General features: G+C 68.8%; 15 protein-coding genes. 2 read left to right on the forward strand and 13 right to left on the reverse strand.

Features of this window, described 5'->3' with window-relative positions; translation table 11 throughout:
- Positions 1-19 precede the first annotated feature (19 nt).
- From OG698_RS14560 to OG698_RS14575, 4 genes are all read right to left on the reverse strand, one after another.
- Positions 20-502 (reverse strand): poly-gamma-glutamate biosynthesis protein PgsC/CapC, encoded by a 483-nt coding sequence (locus OG698_RS14560; RefSeq protein WP_100591255.1) that lies wholly within the window; start codon positions 500-502, stop codon positions 20-22.
- Positions 499-2052, reverse strand: a complete 1554-nt coding sequence (gene pgsB, locus OG698_RS14565; RefSeq protein WP_406103430.1) for a poly-gamma-glutamate synthase PgsB — start codon at positions 2050-2052, stop codon at positions 499-501. Before pgsB ends, OG698_RS14560 begins: the two co-directional genes overlap by 4 nt.
- 6 nt (positions 2053-2058) lie before the next feature.
- On the reverse strand, positions 2059-4293 hold the full coding sequence (locus OG698_RS14570; protein WP_406111072.1) for a HAMP domain-containing protein: 2235 nt from the start codon (positions 4291-4293) through the stop codon (positions 2059-2061).
- Between the two features lie 230 nt (positions 4294-4523).
- The gene (locus tag OG698_RS14575) at positions 4524-5741 is read right to left on the reverse strand and encodes a CapA family protein (protein WP_406103431.1); all 1218 of its coding nucleotides are present in this window, start codon (positions 5739-5741) and stop codon (positions 4524-4526) included.
- Positions 5742-5761: 20 nt separating this feature from the next.
- Here OG698_RS14575 and OG698_RS14580 point away from each other — a divergent pair, with 20 nt between their 5' ends.
- Both OG698_RS14580 and OG698_RS14585 read left to right on the forward strand, forming a co-directional pair.
- Entirely contained in the window at positions 5762-6736 is a 975-nt protein-coding gene (locus OG698_RS14580; protein WP_406103432.1) for a hypothetical protein, read from the forward strand.
- Positions 6733-7083 carry an NTP pyrophosphohydrolase gene (locus OG698_RS14585; RefSeq protein ID WP_406103433.1) on the forward strand — a complete coding sequence of 117 codons (351 nt, stop codon included), beginning with the start codon at positions 6733-6735 and terminating at the stop codon, positions 7081-7083. Before OG698_RS14580 ends, OG698_RS14585 begins: the two co-directional genes overlap by 4 nt.
- Positions 7084-7389: 306 nt before the next feature.
- On the opposite strand, the gene OG698_RS14590 is transcribed toward OG698_RS14585, so the two are convergent.
- The 9 genes from OG698_RS14590 to ngcE form a co-directional block, all read right to left on the reverse strand.
- Complete coding sequence (locus OG698_RS14590) at positions 7390-8880, reverse strand: amino acid permease (RefSeq protein ID WP_406103434.1); 1491 nt, start codon at positions 8878-8880, stop codon at positions 7390-7392.
- 148 nt (positions 8881-9028) lie between these two features.
- A complete protein-coding gene (gene dxs, locus OG698_RS14595; RefSeq protein WP_406103435.1) occupies positions 9029-10954 on the reverse strand; it encodes a 1-deoxy-D-xylulose-5-phosphate synthase in 1926 nt (641 codons plus the stop codon).
- 213 nt (positions 10955-11167) lie between these two features.
- Positions 11168-12454, reverse strand: a complete 1287-nt coding sequence (locus OG698_RS14600) for a sugar ABC transporter permease (protein WP_406103436.1) — start codon at positions 12452-12454, stop codon at positions 11168-11170.
- Positions 12451-13242 (reverse strand): ATP-binding cassette domain-containing protein, encoded by a 792-nt coding sequence (locus tag OG698_RS14605; protein ID WP_199841620.1) that lies wholly within the window; start codon positions 13240-13242, stop codon positions 12451-12453. The genes OG698_RS14600 and OG698_RS14605 overlap by 4 nt, the downstream gene beginning before the upstream one ends.
- Positions 13243-13475: 233 nt before the next feature.
- The gene (locus OG698_RS14610; RefSeq protein ID WP_406103437.1) at positions 13476-14600 is read right to left on the reverse strand and encodes a substrate-binding domain-containing protein; all 1125 of its coding nucleotides are present in this window, start codon (positions 14598-14600) and stop codon (positions 13476-13478) included.
- 121 nt (positions 14601-14721) lie between these two features.
- On the reverse strand, positions 14722-15921 hold the full coding sequence (locus OG698_RS14615; RefSeq protein ID WP_100591239.1) for an ROK family transcriptional regulator: 1200 nt from the start codon (positions 15919-15921) through the stop codon (positions 14722-14724).
- 301 nt (positions 15922-16222) lie between these two features.
- Positions 16223-17131: a carbohydrate ABC transporter permease gene (locus tag OG698_RS14620; RefSeq protein ID WP_406103438.1), complete on the reverse strand. Its 909-nt coding sequence runs from the start codon at positions 17129-17131 to the stop codon at positions 16223-16225.
- Positions 17128-18189, reverse strand: a complete 1062-nt coding sequence (locus OG698_RS14625; protein ID WP_398376183.1) for a carbohydrate ABC transporter permease — start codon at positions 18187-18189, stop codon at positions 17128-17130. The genes OG698_RS14620 and OG698_RS14625 overlap by 4 nt, the downstream gene beginning before the upstream one ends.
- 7 nt (positions 18190-18196) lie before the next feature.
- Positions 18197-19537 (reverse strand): N-acetylglucosamine/diacetylchitobiose ABC transporter substrate-binding protein, encoded by a 1341-nt coding sequence (gene ngcE, locus OG698_RS14630; protein ID WP_398376304.1) that lies wholly within the window; start codon positions 19535-19537, stop codon positions 18197-18199.
- Between the last annotated feature and the right edge of the window lie 608 nt (positions 19538-20145).

The following is a 20145-nucleotide window of genomic DNA, read 5'->3' on the forward strand; positions in this document are numbered from 1 at the left end:
GTCGGCTCCGGTGCGTGGTTCAGGCGGACGGCATGACGCCGAGGAGGATTCCGGCGGTGAGGACGACGTACGCCATCAGCGTCACCGAGCCGGTGGCGAGGATCGTGGGGCCCTTGGGCTGGCGGACCAGCTGGTAGGCGATGAGGCCGGGGACGATGAAGCCCAGGGTCTGGTTCGCGTACATCAGCGGGAACTCGAGGGAGAGGACGATCATCACGGTGGCCTGGAGCGTCACTCCGAGCAGCACTACGGCGGCGAACAGGCGCTTGCCGTAGAGGATCACGTAGCGCTGCATCAGGAGCGTGCCCACATAGGTGAGGACGGTGACGCCGACGACCATGGCCGCGCGCTGGAGGTCTTCGACGAGCGTCAGCGCGATCCAGCCCGGGGTGATCATTCCGCCCGGCGAGAGGTTCGTCGTGAGGTAGCAGACCAGGGAGAACAGCAGCCCGATCGCGATGCCGATCGCAGCGATCTCGGGGGTGAGGACGGTGGGGATCAACGTGGTTCTCCTGGGCTGCTGTGCCACTGCTGCGGGTCTTCGGCGGGAGGTGCGGGCGGGATGCGCGGTTCGAACAGGCCACGGGGGACGTTCTGTTCGGCTGGCTGGACGGGCTGGTGCTGAGTGACGGCGGGCCAGGCCTGGCGGGGCCGCTGCGGATCCTGGTACTCGGGATGCGGGTGGTCCGCGTCGCGCTGCACGGGGATGTGCAGCGGGGGCGTGTAGCGCGTCTCGTACGCCTCGGGGTACTGCTGGTACGGGTCGATGCGGGGCGCGTACAGCTGCACCGTCTCGATGTGTTCCGGTACGGCCGGTGCGTCCTGCCAGGAGGCCTCGGCGGGCTCGAAGCGGTCCGCCGGGTCGTCGGACTCGTCCGCGGGGAGTTCGGCGAGGTGCTCCAGGAGGTGCTCACCCTGGCCGTGGATGTTGCCGATGGCGACGAGCGAGGAGTCGGGGCCGAGGCTGCCGAGCAGCTTGCCCATGAACTCCTCGGCCTCACGCCGGTCGCCGCCGAGGTCCACGGCCCGGTCCCGGTACGCGGCTGGGATCGCGTCGATGGCGGACTTGGCCGGGTGGCCGATGACGAAGACCTGGTCCGGATCGAGCTCGGGGATGATCTCGCCCATCTGGCCGTTGCGTTCGACGCGGTCCGGGCGGCAGTTGATGACGACGTTCAGCGGGCGGTGGATGGCACCGAGGTCGAGGAGCTGGTTGATGTTCATCAGCGTCGACTCGGGGTCGTTGGCCGCGAAGACGTTCGCGAAGCGGAGCTTCTTGTCGTCGTGCGTGAGATAGCGCTCGACGGAGAGGACTCCGGGGTCCGGCGGGGCGTCGTACATGCCCTGGAGCGCGGTGTCCCGGTCGACGCCCACCAGCTCGGCGACGGTCAGCGCGATCGCCACGTTCTCCTTGAAGGTGAACCAGCTGAACCCGCGCAGCTCCTCGTCGCTGACCGTCTCGGGGTCGGCGTAGATCAGCTTGCAGTCCCTGGCGTCCGCCTCCTCCTGGAGGATGTGGAAGCGCTCCTGCTCGGCGGTCACGCAGATGCCTCCCTCCGGCATAGAGCGGCACAGCGAGCGCGCCACGTCGTCGAGGGTGGGGCCCATCTCGGCGAGGTGGTCCTCACGGACGTTGCACAGGACGCCGATGGTGGAGCGGATCAGCTTGGACTGGTTGATCTCCTGGAGTGCCGGCATGACGGCCATGCACTCGATGACGAGCGCGTCCGGGTTGTAGGCGGCGGCGCGGCGCACGATGCCGATCTGCTCGACGACGTTGGCGATACCGAACTTGCGGTAGACCGGCTCCTCGGTGGCGTCGGGGTGGATGAAGCGGGCCGCCGTGCCGGTCGTCTTGGCGACCGTGGTCAGGTCGCCGCCGCGCAGGGCGCCCGCGCACAGGCGCGTGATGGACGACTTGCCGCGAATGCCGTTGACGAGGACGCGGGTCGGTATGTGTTCGAGGTTGGCGAAGTGCCGCCGCTGTTCGACGATTCCGGCGATCAGCAGGACGGCTCCGCACACCACGAGCACGGTGTAGAGGAAGAGCACGGGGTTCTAGTTCCTTCCGGCTCCGGCGGGCGTGCGGGCACCGCCGTCGCGTTTGCGCTGCTGGCTCTGGACCTGCTGCCTGATCAGCTCCAGGCTGCGGGCGACGGCGCCGACCTCGTCGTGGTGGCGTGGGAACAGGACGGTCTTGCGGTCACCGTCCGCGAGCGACTCGGCCTGCCGGGCCAGGTCGCGCAGGGGCCGTACGACGACGATGTGCAGCCAGCCCAGGCAGGCGGCCGCCGCGGTGATCCCGAGCAGACCGGCCAGGACCGTGCGGTTCTGGAGGCTGTACTCCGGGATGGCGAGACTCGATGCGGGCTGCCAGCTGACGACGGTCCAGCCGAGCGACTTGGCCGCGCCGCCGCCGACGAAGGGCGCGGCCGCGGCGATCTGGATGTCGCCGCCGTCACGGAACAGGACCCCGCTGGGGCGCGGGCTCATGCCGACCTTCTGGTTGGTGCCGTCGGCGAGCTCGTCGAGGCGGTTGCCGGGCAGCTTGTGGAAGGCGAGATAGCCGGTGTTGCCGCCGATGACGCGCCGCTCGGCGTCGACGACCCGGACGTCACCGAGCCCGGGGCGCTTGAGCAGTGAATTGAGGAAGTCGATACGGAACTCGCCGACCACGGCGGCACCCTGGCGGCCGGGCAGTTCGGCGGTGCCGACGATGACCGGCTTCTTGCCCTGGTCGTCCAGGACGCGGATGGGCTGCGCCGAGGGGCCTTCGCCCTTCTCGTTGTGCGGGCCGTGCCCGGACCTGGCGAGGACCTTGCCCTGGGCGTCGAGTACATAGAGGGACTCGTAGCGCTCGTGTTCGTGCATGGTGGCTTCGAGCACCTCGGTCATCTGCGAGGGCTTGGTGCGGTCGCCGATGAGGGAGGCGACCGACATCAGGTCGGCGTGCCCCTCGTTGAGTGCGCGGCGCACCCGGTCGGACAGGGTGTCGGTGCGTTCGCGCTGGTCGTTGACCATCTGCTGGGGTACGACGACGGTGTCGCCGGCGCGGTTGAGCATGAGCAGCAGGGGGCCCGACCAGACCAGTAGCAGGACCCCGGCGACCGCGAGGAGCGAGCGGGCGCCGAAGCGGCGGCGGGCCGGCGCAGCGGGCTGTGGGAGTTCGCCGAGCAGCTGGCGGCGCAGGCGCTCCAGGGCCGCGCCGATCCTGGCGGCCTCGCCGCGCCGGGGCACGGCGACGGGCCGGGCGAGGTCGCCGCGGGTGATCCGGCGGCTCTCCAGGAACAGCCTGATCAGTGGCCGTTGCACGGTGCCGAGCAGCAGCGCGACGGTGAGGCCGCCGATGAGCAGCAGGGCGGCCGCGGCCGCCAGGCCGAACATCGGGCTGGCGGTGACCGCCGGGTCCTCGGCGACCTTGACCATGGCGACGACGGTCAGGCCGAGGCCGGTGGCGACCGTGGGCTCACCGGGCTGTGGCGACGCGAGCGTGGCGTAACCGGCGACGGACCGCTCGCCCATGTAGCGGTCGCCGCTGAGGCTGCCGCTGACGCCGAGAAAGCCGCCGGAGCCGGGCTCCTTGGACTTGACGGGGTGCTGTTCCGCCTTGGCGGCGGCGCTCTTCGCGAAGGCCTTCAGCTGCCGGTTGGACTCCTTGACCTCGGCGCGCTGAAGGTCGGTGAGCACCTGCTCGGGCTCGGGGATGCCGTCGCTGCTGAGGATCGTGCCGGCCTGGTCGATGACGGCGATGGAGCGGAACTCGCCGAGGCTGATGCCGGGGAACTTCAGACTGTTGGAGGCGACGAGCAGCTGCTGCGGCTGACCCTTCCAGTTCAGGAGCGCGAAGGTGAGCAGGCGCGTCTCGCCGTTCTGGAGGCGCACCATGCGCGGGGCGAGGCCGTTGTCGTCGGAGAGCTTGGCGCGGTCGATCGCGGTCAGCGGCACGTTCTCGCCGCGAGCGGCGAGGAGTTTGCCGGACTTGATCTCGACGACGGCGGTGCCCGTCCACTTCTGGTAGACGTTGCCGATCTTGTCGAGGACGGCGTCGGCCGACACCGGATCGCCGGCGCTGAACAGCGCGGCCGTCCTGGTGAGGTCGGTGACGCCCTCGTCGACGGAGGCGCGCAGGCCGATGGCCCCGTCCTCGGCGAAGTGCTGCTGCGAGGTGCGGACGGCTTCCGGGACGCGGTCGTGTCCGACGCGGCCGAGGGTGAGGGCGGTGATGCCCGCGAGGGCGAGGAGCAGAACCGACAGCACTGCGATGGGCGGACGTATGCCGCCCAGCAGGGACATGTCGGCCCGTCGGCGGACCTTGTGCCGCCGCTTCGGGCGCGAAGCGGCCAACGGAGGGCTCCTCTCTGGAACGTGGGGGCGCGTCCGGACACGCGAAAGTCGCTCCGCGGCCGTGGGGGTTGTGCGCACCGGAACGCACAGGAGTGCGATCCGGAAACATCTGACCCACGTCGACGTCAAAGGGTTGTACTGGTGAGGAAAAAGGTGAGAAGCGTCGCTTTGCCGAGGTCCTACTCGGGCAGCGGCTCCAGCGGGGCGAGTCCGTCCTTGGCCGCGCCGCGGTTGAGCATCGTGCCCTCCGTGCGCTCGAAGGCCAGGCGGTAGCGGGCGCGCTGCTGCTCGCTCAGCTTCGTGTCACCGTCACCCCGGCCGTCCCGCAGGGCCGCCGCGATGTCCACGAGCCGGTGGTTCTCGACCGCACCCTTGGGGAGATTGCCCGACTCGTCCGGGTCCGGTGGGATCTGCGTGAACGTCGGCACGTACTTCGCCTGTACGTCCCACTTCCCGGCCCTCTTGGTGAATTCGAACCAGCCGATGACGCCCTCCTCGGTCAGGCCGGTCGGCACGTCGTGGCGGGCGATCTGGTTGCCGAGCCCGTAGGCGATCCAGGTGCCGTCGACCTTCTCCATGGGCTGCACCACGTGCGCGTGGTGGCCGATGATCAGGTCGATGCCGGTCTCGCGCGCCAGCTTGCGGCCCAGCTGGAGCTGGGAGCGGCTGGGGTTCGGCTGGTTCTCACGGCCCCAGTGGATGCTGAGGATCACCACGTCGGCGCCCGCGGCGCGGGCCCGCTTCTCGGCCGCGGCGATGTTCCTGAAGTCGATCTGGTTGACCAGCCAGGGCTTGTCCGCCGGAATCTCGTTGCCGTTGAACCCGAAGGCGTACGAGAGCTGGGCGACCTTGACGCCCTTGACTTCCATGATGAGCGGCTTGGCCGCCTCGGCGGCGCTGCGTGCCGAACCGGTGTGCTTCAGGCCCGCCCGGTCGAGGACGTTCAGCGTGTTCTGCACACCGGCGGCGCCGTGGTCGAGAGTGTGGTTGGAGGCGCTGGAGCAGGTGTCGTAACCGACGTGCTTGATGGTGGTGGCGATCTGCGGCGGCACCAGGAACGCGGGGTAGCTCTCGAAGGGGCCCTCGGGCTTGCCGGCGACCGGTTCGAAGTGGCAGATGGCCAGGTCGGCCTTGCTGATGACGGGCTTGACCCCGGCCAGCATCGGGTCGAAGTCGAGGCCCTTCTCGCCCTGGCCGGTCACCTTGGCGTCCTTGCGCGCCTGTTCGGTGAGCTGCGGGTGGATGAGGATGTCTCCGGCCGCCGCGACGGTGAACGAGGGGCCGTCCGCGGCCGCCTTGCCGTCGTCCGAGCCGAAGGGGCCACAGGCCGCGGTTCCCGCGAGCAGCACGGACAGGGCTATGCCGGACCACGACCGGCGGGAGGGGCGTCTATTCACCGGGCTATCTTTATACAAGCATGAGGACGAACAGGACGAAGACGGTAACGATTGCAACAATCCTGCTGATCGCAGCGGTCGTTGCGACCGCGCTCGTGGTCGGGACCACGCACCGGGACGAGCCCGTGGACCGCCGCGACCCCGGCACACGGACCGGCGGCCGGACGGGCGTCGACCTGTTGACCCGGATCACGGACTACACCGCCCGCTTCGCACCCGGAACCGGCTACCGGCCCCCGACACGCAATGAGCGGCGCACGGCCGCGAGCGGTCTCCGGCTGCTGCTCGCCGGCCACGCGGACCAGGCAAAGGAGCGCCTGTCCGGCATCGACCTCTCGCTGGACACCGTCACGGACAGCTCCACCGGGCGGCGGTACGCGGAGATCGCCGACCGCACCGAGCAGGGCCGCGCGCCGCGCGGCTGGGGGCGCGTGTACGTGGAGACCGGCTCCCCCGCACGCTGGTCCGTGCAGGTCCCGCACCCCGTCGCCGACCGCAACACCGAGCGGCTCGCGGTGGGCGTCCTGCGCGGCGGCCATGGCGGCGTCCTCGTGATTGCTGGCGCACATCGCAAAGCCGGCGCGGGTGACGCGGCGGACGTCGCGCACCGCCGGGACAGCGTTTTCGACGCGTTCTGCGACGAGCTCGCGGAGCGCGGACTCCCCGGACTCCAGATCCATGGCTTCGCCGACGACTCGGCGCCCGGTCGCGACGTGATCGCGTCGACGGGGCGGGGCCGGGAGGGCCGCGCCGATGGCCGGCTGCTCGCCGACGAACTGCGTGCGCGGGACTTCGACGTGTGCCGCGCCTGGGTACGCTCCTGTCCCCTCGAGGGGCACACCAATGTGCAGGGCGCGAAGGCGGCCGCCGAGCATGTGCCGTTCCTGCACGTCGAGTTCGCCAACGCGCTGCGTACGGACGCCCCGCGCACGGCGCGCGCCGTGGAGGCGATGCGGCGGGTCACCGCCGCGTGGGAGAAGGGCGGGACCTCATGACCATGCTCCTGATCGTCGACGGCGCCAATGTCGTCGGTTCGGTCCCCGACGGCTGGTGGCGCGACCGACGGGGCGCGGCCGAACGCCTGCGGGACAGCCTGGTGACGTACGCCGAGCGCGAGGGCGTCGACATCGTGCTCGTCGTGGAGGGCGCGGCGAGCGGCGTGGAGCCGGTGCCGGGGGTGCGGGTCGAGTCGGCGGCCGGGAGCGGGGACGATCACATCGTGGAGCTGGTCGCCGCCGCCGGGAGGCCGTGCACCGTGGTGACCGCCGACCGTGAACTGCGCCGCCGCGTGGGTGAGTTGGGCGCCACGTGTGTGGGGCCGCGGACGGTGCGTCCCGCGTGAGGCGCGCGGGCCGCAACACGACTTACTGGTCCGACGCCGCGAGCTCCGCGATCGCGGCCGTCGCGCGGGCGCAGTTGTCGCGGTCCTCGAAGGCGAAGAACGCCCGCGCCCTGCGGTCGTACTGCGGCTCGCGCACACCCGTTGCCGCGGTAGCGGATCACTTCGGTCACGACCTCGTCGACGTCGCCGCACACCGGCCCGAATCCGTCGTGCTCCGCCTCGAAGCAGCCAACCCCGAGTCCGCCAAGAAATCCCCGGCGCAGGGTGGCCGACCGGTCGTCAGGCAGCCCTCGCGTCGGCGTACCCCTACTGCCGGCCCGCCTCCTCCGTCCGCCCCAGCCGGCTGTGCGAGCGCCCGTACACGAAGTAGACGATGAAGCCGAGCACCATCCAGGCGGCGAAGCGGATCCAGGTCTCCGCGGGCAGGTTCAGCATCAGCCACAGCGACGCGAGCACCGACAGGATCGGGATCAGCGGTACCAGGGGGGTGCGGAAGGCGCGGGGCAGGTCGGGGCGGGTGCGGCGCAGGATGATGACGCCGAGCGCGACGACGACGAACGCGAAGAGCGTGCCGATGTTCACCAGCTCCGCGAGCTCGCTGAGGCTGGTGAACCCGGCCAGGATCGCGATGATCACGCCGAGCAGGATGGTCGGCCGGTACGGGGTCTTGAACCTCGGGTGGACGACGGAGAAGAAGCGCGGCAGCAGCCCGTCACGGCTCATCGCGAAGAACACCCGGGTCTGGCCGAGGAGGAGGATCAGACAGACCGTCGTCAGGCCGACCGCGGCGCCGAAGCTGATGACACCCGCGTACCAGGGGTGCCCGGTCGCCTTGAAGGCGTCCGCGAGCGGGGCGTCGATGGACAGCTCGCTGTACCTCTGCATGCCCGTGACGACGATCGACACCGCCACGTAGAGCGTGGTGCAGATGATCAGGGAGCCGAGGATGCCGCGCGGCATGTCCCGCTGCGGGTTCTTCGTCTCCTCGGCGGCGGTGGCCACGACGTCGAAGCCGATGAAGGCGAAGAAGACGACGGAGGCGGCGGTGAAGATTCCCATGACGCCGAAGTCGGTCGGCTCGTAGCCGAACATCAGCTGCACGAGTGGGGACTGGATGCTGGCGCCCGCTTCCTGTGCCTGCGCCTTCGGGATGAAGGGCTTGTAGTTGTCGGCCGTGACGAAGAAGGCCCCCGCGACGATCACGATGAGGACGACGGCCACCTTGATGGCGACGACGACCGTGGTGACGCGGGCGGAGAGCTTCATCCCGAGGACGAGGATGACGGTGAGCACCAGGACCAGGGCGGCGGCGAGGATGTCGAAGCCGAACCCTGTGGCCCCGTCCCGCCCGCTCAGCGACAAGGGCAGATGCCAGCCCGCGTTGTCCAGCAGCGAGCGCACATAGCCGGACCAGCCGACGGCGACGACCGCCGTGCCGAGCGCGAACTCGAGTACCAGGTCCCAGCCGATGATCCAGGCCGGCAGTTCGCCGAGCGACGCGTACGAGAAGGTGTAGGCGGACCCGGCGACCGGGACGGTGGAAGCGAACTCCGCGTAGCACAGCGCGGCCAGGCCGCAGACGACGCCGGCCACGATGAACGCCAGCGCCACCGAGGGGCCCGCGTTCTCCTTGGCGACTTTGCCGGTGAGGACGAAGATGCCGGTGCCGATGATGACACCGACCCCGAACACGGTGAGGTCCAGAGCGGACAGCGACTTCTTGAGTGCGTGCTCCGGCTCCTCAGTGTCCAAGATCGACTGTTCGACCTTCTTCGTCCTGAAGAGGGTGCTGCTCACGGGCGTACCTCCCACGCATTGTCGTCCTCGACATGATCGAGGGGGCTTTCGCTCCGTATGCCACGGCGCGGGCGCGTTCACGCGAATGGGCCGGTCCCACCACCCTTGCGTGGTGGTGGGACCGGCCCATGGAGCAGCCTCTGGAGGGTCAGTCGCGCGCGGGCTCCACGGCGTCCGTGGCCGTGGCACGCTCGAAGCGGCCGTCCAGCTTGGCGACCAGCCCGGTGACCTGACGCGCGATGTCGGGGGCCGTGAGGCCGATCTCGGCCATGACCTCCTTGCGCGAGGCGTGGTCGAGGAAGCGCGGCGGGATGCCGAAGTCGCGCAGCGGTACGTCGACGCCCGCGTCGCGCAGGGCCTGCGCGATCGCCGAACCGACGCCTCCCACACGGGAGTTGTCCTCGACGGTGACGACGACGCGGTGCTGCTCGGCGAGCGGCGCGAGCGCCTCGTCGACCGGCTTGACCCAGCGCGGGTCGACGACGGTCGTGGTGATGCCCTGCTTGTCGAGGAGGCCGGCGATCTCCAGGCACATCGGGGCGAGCGCCCCGACGGAGACAAGGAGCACGTCCGGCTTGACGGCCGACGGCCCGAGCAGCACGTCCATGGAGCCGACCTTGCCGACGGCCGGGACCGCGGGTCCGACGACGCCCTTCGAGTAGCGGACGACGGTCGGCGCGTCGTCGACCTCGACGGCCTCGCGCAGCTGGGCGCGCAGTTGCTCGGCGTCGCGCGGGGCGGCCAGGCGCAGGCCGGGGACGACCTGGAGCATGGACATGTCCCACATGCCGTTGTGCGAGGCGCCGTCGTCGCCCGTGACGCCGGCCCGGTCCAGGACGAAGGTGACGCCACACTTGTGCAGCGCGACGTCCATGAGGACCTGGTCGAAGGCGCGGTTGAGGAACGTCGCGTAGACCGCGAAGACCGGGTGCACCCCGCCGGTGGCGAGGCCCGCGGCCGAGGTGGCGGCGTGCTGCTCGGCGATGCCGACGTCGTAGATGCGGTCGGGGAAGGCGTCGGCGAACTTCTTCAGGCCGACGGGCTGGAGCATCGCGGCGGTGATCGCGACGATGTCCTCGCGGTCGTGGCCGAGCTTGACCATCTCGTCGCCGAAGACGGACGTCCAGCTGGCGGCCGAGGCCTTGATGGGCAGGCCGGTGTCCGGGTGGATCGGGCCGATGCCGTGGAAGCGGTCGGCCTCGTCCTGCTCGGCGGGCTTGTAGCCGCGGCCCTTCTCGGTGAGGCAGTGCACGATGACCGGTCCGCCGAACCGCTTGGCGCGGGCCAGGGCCGATTCCAGGGCCTCGATGTCGTGGCCGTCGATGGGGCCGACGTACTTCAGGCCGAGGTCCTCGAACATGCCCTGCGGGGCGATGAAGTCCTTGAGGCCCTTCTTGGCGCCGTGCAGGGTCTCGTAGAGCGGGCGGCCGACGACCGGCGTGCGCTCCAGGAGGTCCTTGCCGCGGGCCAGGAACCGCTCGTAGCCGTCCGTGGTGCGCAGGGTGGCCAGGTGGTTGGCGAGGCCGCCGATGGTGGGGGCGTACGAGCGCTCGTTGTCGTTGACGACGATCACGAGGGGGCGGTCCTTGGCGGCCGCGATGTTGTTCAGGGCCTCCCAGGCCATGCCGCCCGTGAGGGCTCCGTCGCCGATCACGGCGACGACGTGGTCGTCCTTGCCGCGCACCTCGTTCGCCTTGGCGAGACCGTCGGCCCAGCCGAGGACCGTGGAGGCGTGCGAGTTCTCGATCACGTCGTGGTCGGACTCGGCGCGCGAGGGGTAGCCGGACAGGCCGCCCCTGGTGCGCAGCTTGGCGAAGTCCTGCCGGCCGGTGAGCAGCTTGTGCACGTAGGACTGGTGACCGGTGTCGAAGAGCACCCGGTCCTTCGGCGAGTCGAAGACGCGGTGCAGCGCGATGGTGAGCTCGACGACGCCGAGGTTGGGGCCGAGGTGGCCGCCGGTCTTGGATACCGCGTCGACGAGGAAGGTCCGGATCTCACCGGCCAGCTGGTCCAGCTGTTCCGGGCTGAGCCGGTCCAGATCGCGCGGTCCCGTGATGCGGGTCAGCAGCGGCACCCGTGCCTCCTTGCGATAGAGCTGTTCGAGCTTTTGCCGGGTCTGTCGAGTCTAATGTTCCGCCTCAGCGCTCGGCGCCCGGGCTGTGCGTTGTACATCACGCGATCGGCCGTATCCGAGGGGTACGTGCGTTCGGTGGCGGCTTCGCGAGACATGGCTGTGCCCGGCGTCGTCATTGACGCCGGGCACAGGATCCAGGGGGCGTGCTGACCGCTAGGCGCGGCCCGCCGACTTCTGGGTCTTGCGGGTGACCGAGTCGATGACGACCGTGGCGAGGAGCACGCCACCGGTGATCATGTACTGGATCGGCGTGGCGATGCCCTGAAGGGCGAGGCCGTACTGGATCGACGTGATCACGAGGACACCGAGCAGGGCGTTCCAGGTGCGGCCCCGGCCGCCGAAGAGGCTGGTGCCACCGATGACGGCCGCCGCGATGACGTTCATCAGGAGGTCGCCGGAACCGGCGCTCTGGTTGGCCGCCGCGATCTTGGAGGCCCAGAAGAGGCCGCCGACCGCCGCGAACAGACCCGCGACGGCGAAGACCGAGACGCGGACCGCCGTGACGTTGATACCGGCGCGGCGCGATGCCTCGACGCTGCCGCCGAGCGCGAAGATCTTGCGGCCGTACGAGGTGCGGCGCAGCACGAAGTCGGAGGCGACCAGGACGATCGCGAACAGCAGCACGGCGAGCGGCAGGCCCTTGTACTGGTTGAACATGATCGCCACGGCGAAGGCCGCGATCGCGAGCAGCACCGTGCGCAGCACGAGCTCGCTCAGCGGGCGGGACGGGATCCCGGCGGCCTCACGGCGCCGGTTGCCGAGGAAGGCCGACAGGAAGTAGCCGGCGACCGCGACGACCGCGAGCCCGTAGGCGGCGGCGACATCGGAGAAGTAGTACGTGGTGAGCCTGCCGACCACGCCGTCGCCGTCGATGTTGATCGTGCCGTTGGAGCCCAGGATCTGGAGCATGAAGCCGTTCCAGAACAGCAGGCCCGCCAGGGTCACGGCGAAGGCGGGCGCACCGATCCGGGCGAAGAAGAAGCCGTGCAGGGCGCCGATGACGGCACCGGCCGCGAGGGCGGTGAGGACCGCGACCCACTCGTTGACGCCGTGGGTGACGCTCATCACGGCCGTGATCGCCGCGGAGACACCGGAGACGGAGCCGACCGAGAGGTCGATCTCACCGAGCAGCAGCACGAAGATGATGCCGACCGACATCATGCCCGTCGCGACCATGGCGACGAAGATGTTGTTCAGGTTCTCCGCACCCAGGAACGCCGAGTTGAGGCTCTGGAAGATCGCGCAGATGACGATCAGGCCGATGACGACCGGGGTGGCGCCGAGGTCACCGGCGCGCATCTTGCGCTTGAACTCGCCTATGTAGCCCGCGAATCCCTGCTCGCGCACGAGGAGGCGGGGGTCGATGGCGACACTCGCGTCGCCGGCGACCGCCGGGGCGTCCACAGGGGCCTGCGGCTTGTCGGTCTTTTCGATGCTCACTTCTGAGCCTCCGCGTTGCTGCGCGCCGCACGACGGGTCACGGCGTTGTCCGTGGCGCCGGTGATGGCGGAGATGATCTCTTCCTGCGAGGTGGTCTTGACCTCGAATACGCCGTTGTTGCGGCCGAGCCGCAGGACGGCGACCTTGTCGGCGACGGCCTTCACATCGGCCATGTTGTGGCTGATGAGGATGACCGCGTGCCCGCGCTCGCGAAGACGCTCGACGAGGTCGAGGACCTGCGCGGTCTGCTCGACACCGAGGGCAGCCGTCGGCTCGTCGAGGATGACCAGCTTGGGCTCGCCGAGCATGGAGCGGGCGATGGCCACGACCTGGCGCTGACCGCCGGAGAGCGAGGCGATCGGGATGCGCACGCTCGGGATGCGGATGGAGAGCGTCTCGAGGAGCTCCCTGGAGCGGCGCTCCATCTCGACCTCGTCGAGGACACCGCGGCGCTTGAGCTCACGGCCCAGGAAGAGGTTGCCGACGACGTCGATGTTGTCGCACAGCGCGAGGTCCTGGTAGACGGTCGCGATGCCCAGGGCCTGGGCGTCGTGCGGCCGGTTGACCGCGACGGCCTTGCCGTCCCACTCGATGACACCGTCATCGATGGGGTGCACGCCGGCGATCGTCTTGACCAGGGTGGACTTTCCGGCACCGTTGTCGCCGACCAGGGCGACCACCTCACCGGCGTGGACCTCAAGCTCTACATCGGTGAGCGCCTGGACGGCACCGAATCGCTTGGAGACTCCGCGCAACGCCAGCACGGGCGTAGCGGACACGTGAACCATCTCCTTCGCCGCCAAAGGCCTGACCCGGCGGGAGGTTGAACAGAAAAGACTGAGAGGGGGGTGCGTACGTGCAGGGTGGTGCTGTCGTACGTCGTTCCGTCCGGCGCCCCGCCGTTGAGCTTGCGGGGCTGTCGGCGGCGGGGCGCCGGACGTGCTCACACGGGGCGCTCCTTCAAGGTGCGCTCACGTCCCGTGCAGGACAAGGGAGTTGCCGCAGGGCGACTCCGGCCTGGTTAGTTCAGGCCGATCTTGTCGCAAGCGGCCTTGTACTTGGTCGTGCAGATCTCGCCGAGGGTGTAGTAACCCTCCTTGATGACCGTGTCCTTGATGTTGTCCTGGGTCAGGGAGACCACCGGGACGATCACGGAGGGGACAGCCTTCTCGGTGCCGCTGTCGACCGTGCTGGTCTCCAGGGAGCTGTCGAGCTTGCCCGTCTTGGCGATCGAGACGGCCATCTTGGCGACGGTCTCGGCCTCCGCCGGGTACGACTTGAAGACGCTCATGTACTGGTCGCCCGTGACGATGCGCTGCACACCGGCGAGCTCGGCGTCCTGGCCGGTGACCGGCGGGAGCTTGCTCAGGCCCGCGGCCTTCAGGGCGGTGATGATGCCGCCCGCCATGCCGTCGTTGGCGGAGTAGACGCCGGCGATCTTGTCCTTGCCGATCGCGGAGATGGCGCCTTCCATGTTCTGGTTGGCGTTCTCCGGCTTCCACTCCTTGGTGTCGTAGGACTTGGCGACGGTCACCTTGTCCTTGAGCACGGAGAGGGCACCCTTCTTGAAGAAGGCTGCGTTCGGGTCGGTGATCGCGCCGTTCATCATGACGATCTTGCTGCTCTTGGTGGCCTTGGAGCCCATGGCCTTCAGGAGCGCCTCGCCCTGCGTCTTGCCGACCTCCTCGTTGTCGAACGAGGTGTACGCGGCGATCGGACCCTCGGCCAGGCGGTCGTACGCGACGACGGGGATACCGGCGTCCTTGGCCTTCTTCACACCGCCGGCGACGGCCTTGTAGTCGACCGCGTCCAGGATCAGCACGTCGACCTTCTTGGTGATCATCGTGTCGATCTGCTGCGACTGGACGGTCGCGTCCTGCTTGGCGTTCAGGTACTCGACCTTGCCCTTGCCATTGGTCAGCGTCGAAATCTGCTTCTCAATGATCGGCTTGTCGAACTTCTCGTAGCGCGCGGTCTGGTTCTCCGGCAGCAGCAGGCCGACGGTGATGGCGTCGCCCTTCTTGGAGCTCGCCTTGTCGCCGCTGTCCTTGTCGCCGGACTCCTTGGCGCTGCCGCAAGCGGCGAGAGAGACGGCCATACCAGTGGCACAGAACGCAACGGCGGCACGACGCATACGCGTGTTCACTTCAGAAACCTCCCTGACGAGGCCGCGACGTTGCGGCCGAGGTAGCGGGAAGTCAACTCGGCCGCAACCCCAGCGTCAAGGAGTAAATCCTTAACGAGATGGCAACGGTGTCATGCGTTCTCTAAGTGAAGGCAGGTGCCACAGCGGACAGCGATCCGTCCAAAAGGGTCGAATCGCCCATCTCGCTGAGTGCCAGGGCGAGCGCCCCGAGCACCTCCGCGCGGCCGCCCAACGCCCCTGGAAGGACGGACAGTTGGCGCGCCGCACTGGGGATCGCATAGCGTCCCACGGACTCCCTGATCGGCCCCAGGACCAGCTCTCCGGCCTCCGCCAGATCACCGCCGAGGACGACCCGGCTGGGGTTGAGCAGGTTGCAGAGATTTGCGACACCACTGCCGATGTGACGGCCCACGTCGGCGATCACCCGCCGGCACCCCGGGTCGCCGTCCCGCGCGAGCCGCACGACGGACTCCATGGTCAGCCCGGTGCCGTGGCTGGACTCCAGGAGCGGCAGCACGTAGCGCGCCGCGGTGAAGGTCTCCAGGCAGCCGCGGTTGCCGCACCGGCAGACGGGACCCGACTCGTCGAGGGTGATGTGCCCGATCTCGCCCGCGGTCCCGCCGGGGCCCCGGTAGATCTTCCCGTCGATCACGAGCCCGGCGCCGACACCGCTGGCGACCTTGATGTACGCGAGGTCCTTGACGCCGCGCCCGCTGCCCCAGACCAGCTCGCCGAGGGCGCCCAGGTTGGCGTCGTTGTCGACGTGCACGGGCACGCCGAGGCGCCTGCTCATCTCCTCGGCGGGCTTGGTGCCGGTCCAGCCCGGCAGGATCGACGTGGAGCCCAGCGTGCCGCTCTCGACGTCGATGGGGCCCGGTACGCCGAGCCCGACGCCCGCCACCTTCGTACGGTCCACGCCGGTGGCCGCCACGAGCCGCTCGACGAGCTCCTCGGCCCGGTCGAAGCCCTGCGCCGCGGAGGCGTCCACATCGAGGGGTTCGGCCTCCTCGGCGAGCACCTGGTGGGCGAGGTTGCCGATCGCCACGCGCAGGTGGGTGTGGCCGAAGTCGACGCCGATGACGATGCCCGCGTCGCCACTGAGCGACACGCTGCGGGCCCTGCGTCCCCCGGCCGAAGTGGGCGTGACCTCGACCGTTCCCCCGTCCTTGAGCTCCCGGACGATGTTGGAGACCGTCGCCGCGGACAGGCCCGTCGTCCTCGCGATCTCCGCCTGCGTGAGCGAACCCGCGAGCCGCACGGCGCGTACGACCCGCTCCAGATTGGCCCGGTGCAGCGACGACTGCGACCCCGGAGTCTCCATTGACCCACACCCTCGTCCCGTTGACTGGGGAGCCCCTTCGCCCCCCTGTGGTCCGCCTCACACACACAGAGTGACCGGACCTTGTACAAGTTATGAACCCCAAGCTCCGCTGAAGGTACCTATGCCGTCAAGCCCTTGACGGAAATCGGTTCCTGCCGTTGCGCACAGGGGTCGGGCCCCGGAGAGTTCCCTCTCCGGGGCCCGACCCCTGTGCGCAACGGGTGAAGCAGCGGTTACGTGATGGCGCCGGCCGCCGGATTGGCAAAGCGGCCCGGCCGGCCGTACGGCGCGACGGTGGGCGTCAGCGGAAGGTGCCCTGCGACACCGAACCGGCGATCCGGCGCTGGAAGATGATGTACACGATCAGTACGGGCACGACCGTGATCACGATCGCCGCGAACAGGCCACCGTAATCGATGTTATAGACCTGCGAGGACGCGTAGGCGGACATCCCCTGGGTCAGGACCCACTTGTCCTGGTTGGTGTTGAGCGCCACCGGCAGCAGGAACTGGTTCCACAGCCCCAGGAAGTTGAAGATCGCCACCGCCGCCATGCCCGGACGCGCCATCGGCAGCATCACCTGGAAGAACGCCCGCCAGTCACCGGCGCCGTCGATCAACGCGGCCTCGTAGACGTCATGCGGCAGGGACCGGAAGAACGAATAGAGGAAGAACATCGTGAACGGCAGCGCGAACGCGACGTAGGTGAGGATCAGTCCCAGCCGCGTGTTCAGCAGCCCGAAGTTCTGCAGCTGGAAGAAGAGCGGCACGATTGCCAGGAAGACCGGGAAGGTCAGCCCGGCGAGCATCACGTAATAGATCAGCCGGCGTCCGGGGAACTCGAACCGGGCCAGGATGTAGGCACACATCGCGCCCAGCAGCATCACCAGGACCAGCGCGGAGACCACGACGATCACCGAGTTCAGGAAGTACTTCCCGATGTTCGCGTCGGTCCACGCGTGCGCGTAGTTCTCGAACCTCCAGCGATGCGGCAGCTTGAAGGGCGAGGACAGGATCTCGCTGGTCGACTTGAAGGACGAGACCAGCACCCACAGCATGGGCACGATCACGATCACGGACCACAGGATCAGCAGGGCGTGCGCGGTCACCGCGAACCTGCGGTCGCTGCTCACGACGGCCCTCGTCAGCTTCCGGTCGCTCGCCGGCTTCCGGTCACTGGCCGACTTCCGGTCGGCGGCTATGGCGCTCACTGGGCCCCTCCCTTGGCTGCGGCACGCCGAGCCCTGAACCCAGGCGCTTTCGTCTTGCCCTCGCTCTCGCCGCCGCCGGTCAGGCGGTTGACGAGAAACACCAGCGCCGCGAACACCAGGGTGACGACGGCGAGGACGACGCCCATCGCGGTGGCGTATCCGAACTGCTGCTTGGCGAAGGCGACGTTGAACAGCCGCTGGCTGATCGTCAGGGTCGAGTTGTTCGGGCCGCCGCCCGGCAACATCGCCTGTACGTAGACGAACGCGTCGAGGGCGGCAATGCCCAGGTAGATGTACGCCGTCTGCACCGTGTCCCGGATCGCCGGCAAGGTGATCGAGATCGTCGTCCGGAACCGGCCGGCTCCGTCGATCCTGGCCGCTTCGTACAGCTCGCCGGGAACTCCCTTGATCGCGGCGATGAAGAGCACCGCGTAGAACCCGACGAGCCCCCAGACGATGACGAACATCAGGGCCGGCATCGCGCTCACCGTTTCGCCCAGCCAGGCGAACTTGTCGAACCCGTCGAGGCCGAGCCCGGTGAGGATGCCGTTGAGCAGGCCAGCATTCGGGTCGTACATCTGCGCCCAGATCAGGCCGACGATGATCGCCGGCACGACGTAGGGGAAGAACGAGATGATCCGGTAGAAGGACGCTCCCCGGATCCCCCGGACGGGGCCCTTGCTGGGCCCGCCCAGGGTGATGGCCACCGCGACCCCAAGGGCGAGCGTCAACGTCACCAACGGCACGCAGATCGCCAACAACGTGACGTTGCGCAACGCCTTCAGGAAGATGTCGTCCTGGAACATCTTGGTGAAGTTGTCGAAGCCGACGAAGGTGTAGTCCGGGCTGAAGCCGCGCCAGTTGGTCATCGCCCAGAAGACCGCCTGGGCGAAGGGGTACAGGACGAAGAGCACGAAGATGGTCAGCGGGACACCGAGGAACGCGAGGAAGAACGTCACCCGGTCGAAGGTGAGCTTGCGGCGCCGGGGCCGCCCACCGCGAGCGGCCGGCGTAGGCCGGCGGCTCGCGGTGTCGGAGGTGGTGGTCGTGTCTTTCATCGCAGTGCTAGCTGACCTTGATCTTGTCGACGGAGTCGTCTTCCCTGACCTTGTCGGAGATCTTCTGCAGGGCCGAGGTCAGCCCCTTGGCGTCGATGTCGCCGGAGAGGAACGAGTTCCACGGCACCAGTTGGTCGGTGTTCATGCCGTAGGCCTCGACGAAGTTGTAGGTGAAGATGTTGGTGCCGGCGGCCTCGAGCATCTTCGTCTGCGAGACGAGGGCCGACGATCCGTAACCGTCGGCGGGCACGGTGCCCTTGACGATCGTCGGGGCCAGCTTCGTCTTGGAGAAGTTGGCCGCCGCCTTCTCGGACAGCATCGCGCGCAGCACTTCCTTGCCGCCGGCCGGGTTCTTGCCCTGCTTGGGAACGATGAACGGCTCGCCGGCGGCCGCGCGAAGCGACTCGTAGGGCAGCTTCGGCTTGTCGGTGAGCGTCATCGACGGGAACCCGGTCATCTGGAAGTCGGCCTTGGTGGCCTTCTTCATCTCGTTCTCGATCCAGCCACCGGACGGGTAGAGCAGCGCCTTCTGGTCGTTGCTCCAGATCGCCTGCGCCTTCTGGAACTGGGTGCCGGAGCCGCCGGGGACGAACATCTTCTGCTTGACCATGGTCTCCATGACCTTGATCACGCCCTGGACGGCCGGGTGCGACCAGCAGCCCTTCTCCAGGTTCTCCAGCGCGAGCCGGACCTCGTCGCCGCCCTCCTTGATCGCCGAGTCGATCAGGAGCGTGCGGTAGTAGGTCGCCGCCTCCTTGCCGTGGACGAAGAGGTACTTGCCCTTCTTCTTCGCCTTCTGGCCGAGGTCCAGCGCCTCGTCCCACGTCTTCGGCGGGGTCCAGCCGTTCGCCTCGAACAGCGTCTTCGAGTACCAGACGCCGTAGACCGTCATCACGTAGTTGAGCGCGACGAACTTGTCCTTGAACGTGCCGGGGTCCTTGACGCCGGGGTAGACGATGTCGGCGATCTTCTTGCCTTCGTAGGTGTTGGCCTCGAAGACGTCATCGAGCTCCTCGAGCTGGTCGAGGATGCCGAGGAAACCGATCTGGTCCTCACCGGAGTTGTCGATGAGGTCCGGCGGGTTGCCGCCGACGAACCGGGGCTGGAGCTCCGGGGCGATGTCGACGACCGGCTTGACCTGGACCTTGAGGCCCTTGACCTGGCCCCCGACCACCTGGTTGACGTAGTCGACGTAGTCGGTGCCGTAGCCGCCGTCGAAGATGGCCGCGTCGACCTTGGAGTTCGCGGCGACGCCGAACGGGTTCTTGGCGCCCTTCTTGCCCTTCGGGCCGCTGTCATCGTTGTCGTTGCTGGAGGGAGAGCCACACGCAACCGCGAACGAACCCATGGCTGCAGCTGCGATCGCCCCGCGCAGGAGCGTCCGCCTGTCAAGAGAGCCGGCACGAATGGTCATCTCTGCATCCTCACTGATCGATTGGATCTGTACGGTTTGCTGCGTGTTCGGCTGCCGGGCCGGGGTGGCCCCGTGCTTGCCGCACTTCTCTTTGAGCGCGTCCTGGTGTGGGTCTCCGCCTGAAAGTTCGGCGGAGATGCACATCGGGGCGTTTCGCCGTCGTCTCGGAGCCGCTCAGCGGCACCGATGGTGATCAGCTGAGTGATGTGGGAAAAGCGGTCGCCGGGGCCGTGGTTGGAGCGACAGTCGCGCTCCGCTCGATCAGATCGCGATGGCCTACACCGGGGGTGGATCCCATGCTCAAGTCCTCGCCTTCTCCAGGACTCAGGCGGTGAACCGGATCCTCCCCGGCACCGCGGTGATGTGCTGTGTTGTGCCCCTGCTGAGGGGGAACGCAGATGGAGCTGGGTAGTGCGTGAGGACCGGGGTGCGCGGGGAGACACGGATGCGGGGACGCTTGAGCCGCCCCCTGCCGTTTCCCCCCGTCCCCCGGGCCCGGCCTCGGTCTGTGTGCGGTCCGGGCCAGACGCCGACAGGTATAG

The organism is Streptomyces sp. NBC_01003, from assembly GCF_045162695.1.
Lineage (GTDB): Bacteria > Actinomycetota > Actinomycetes > Streptomycetales > Streptomycetaceae > Streptomyces.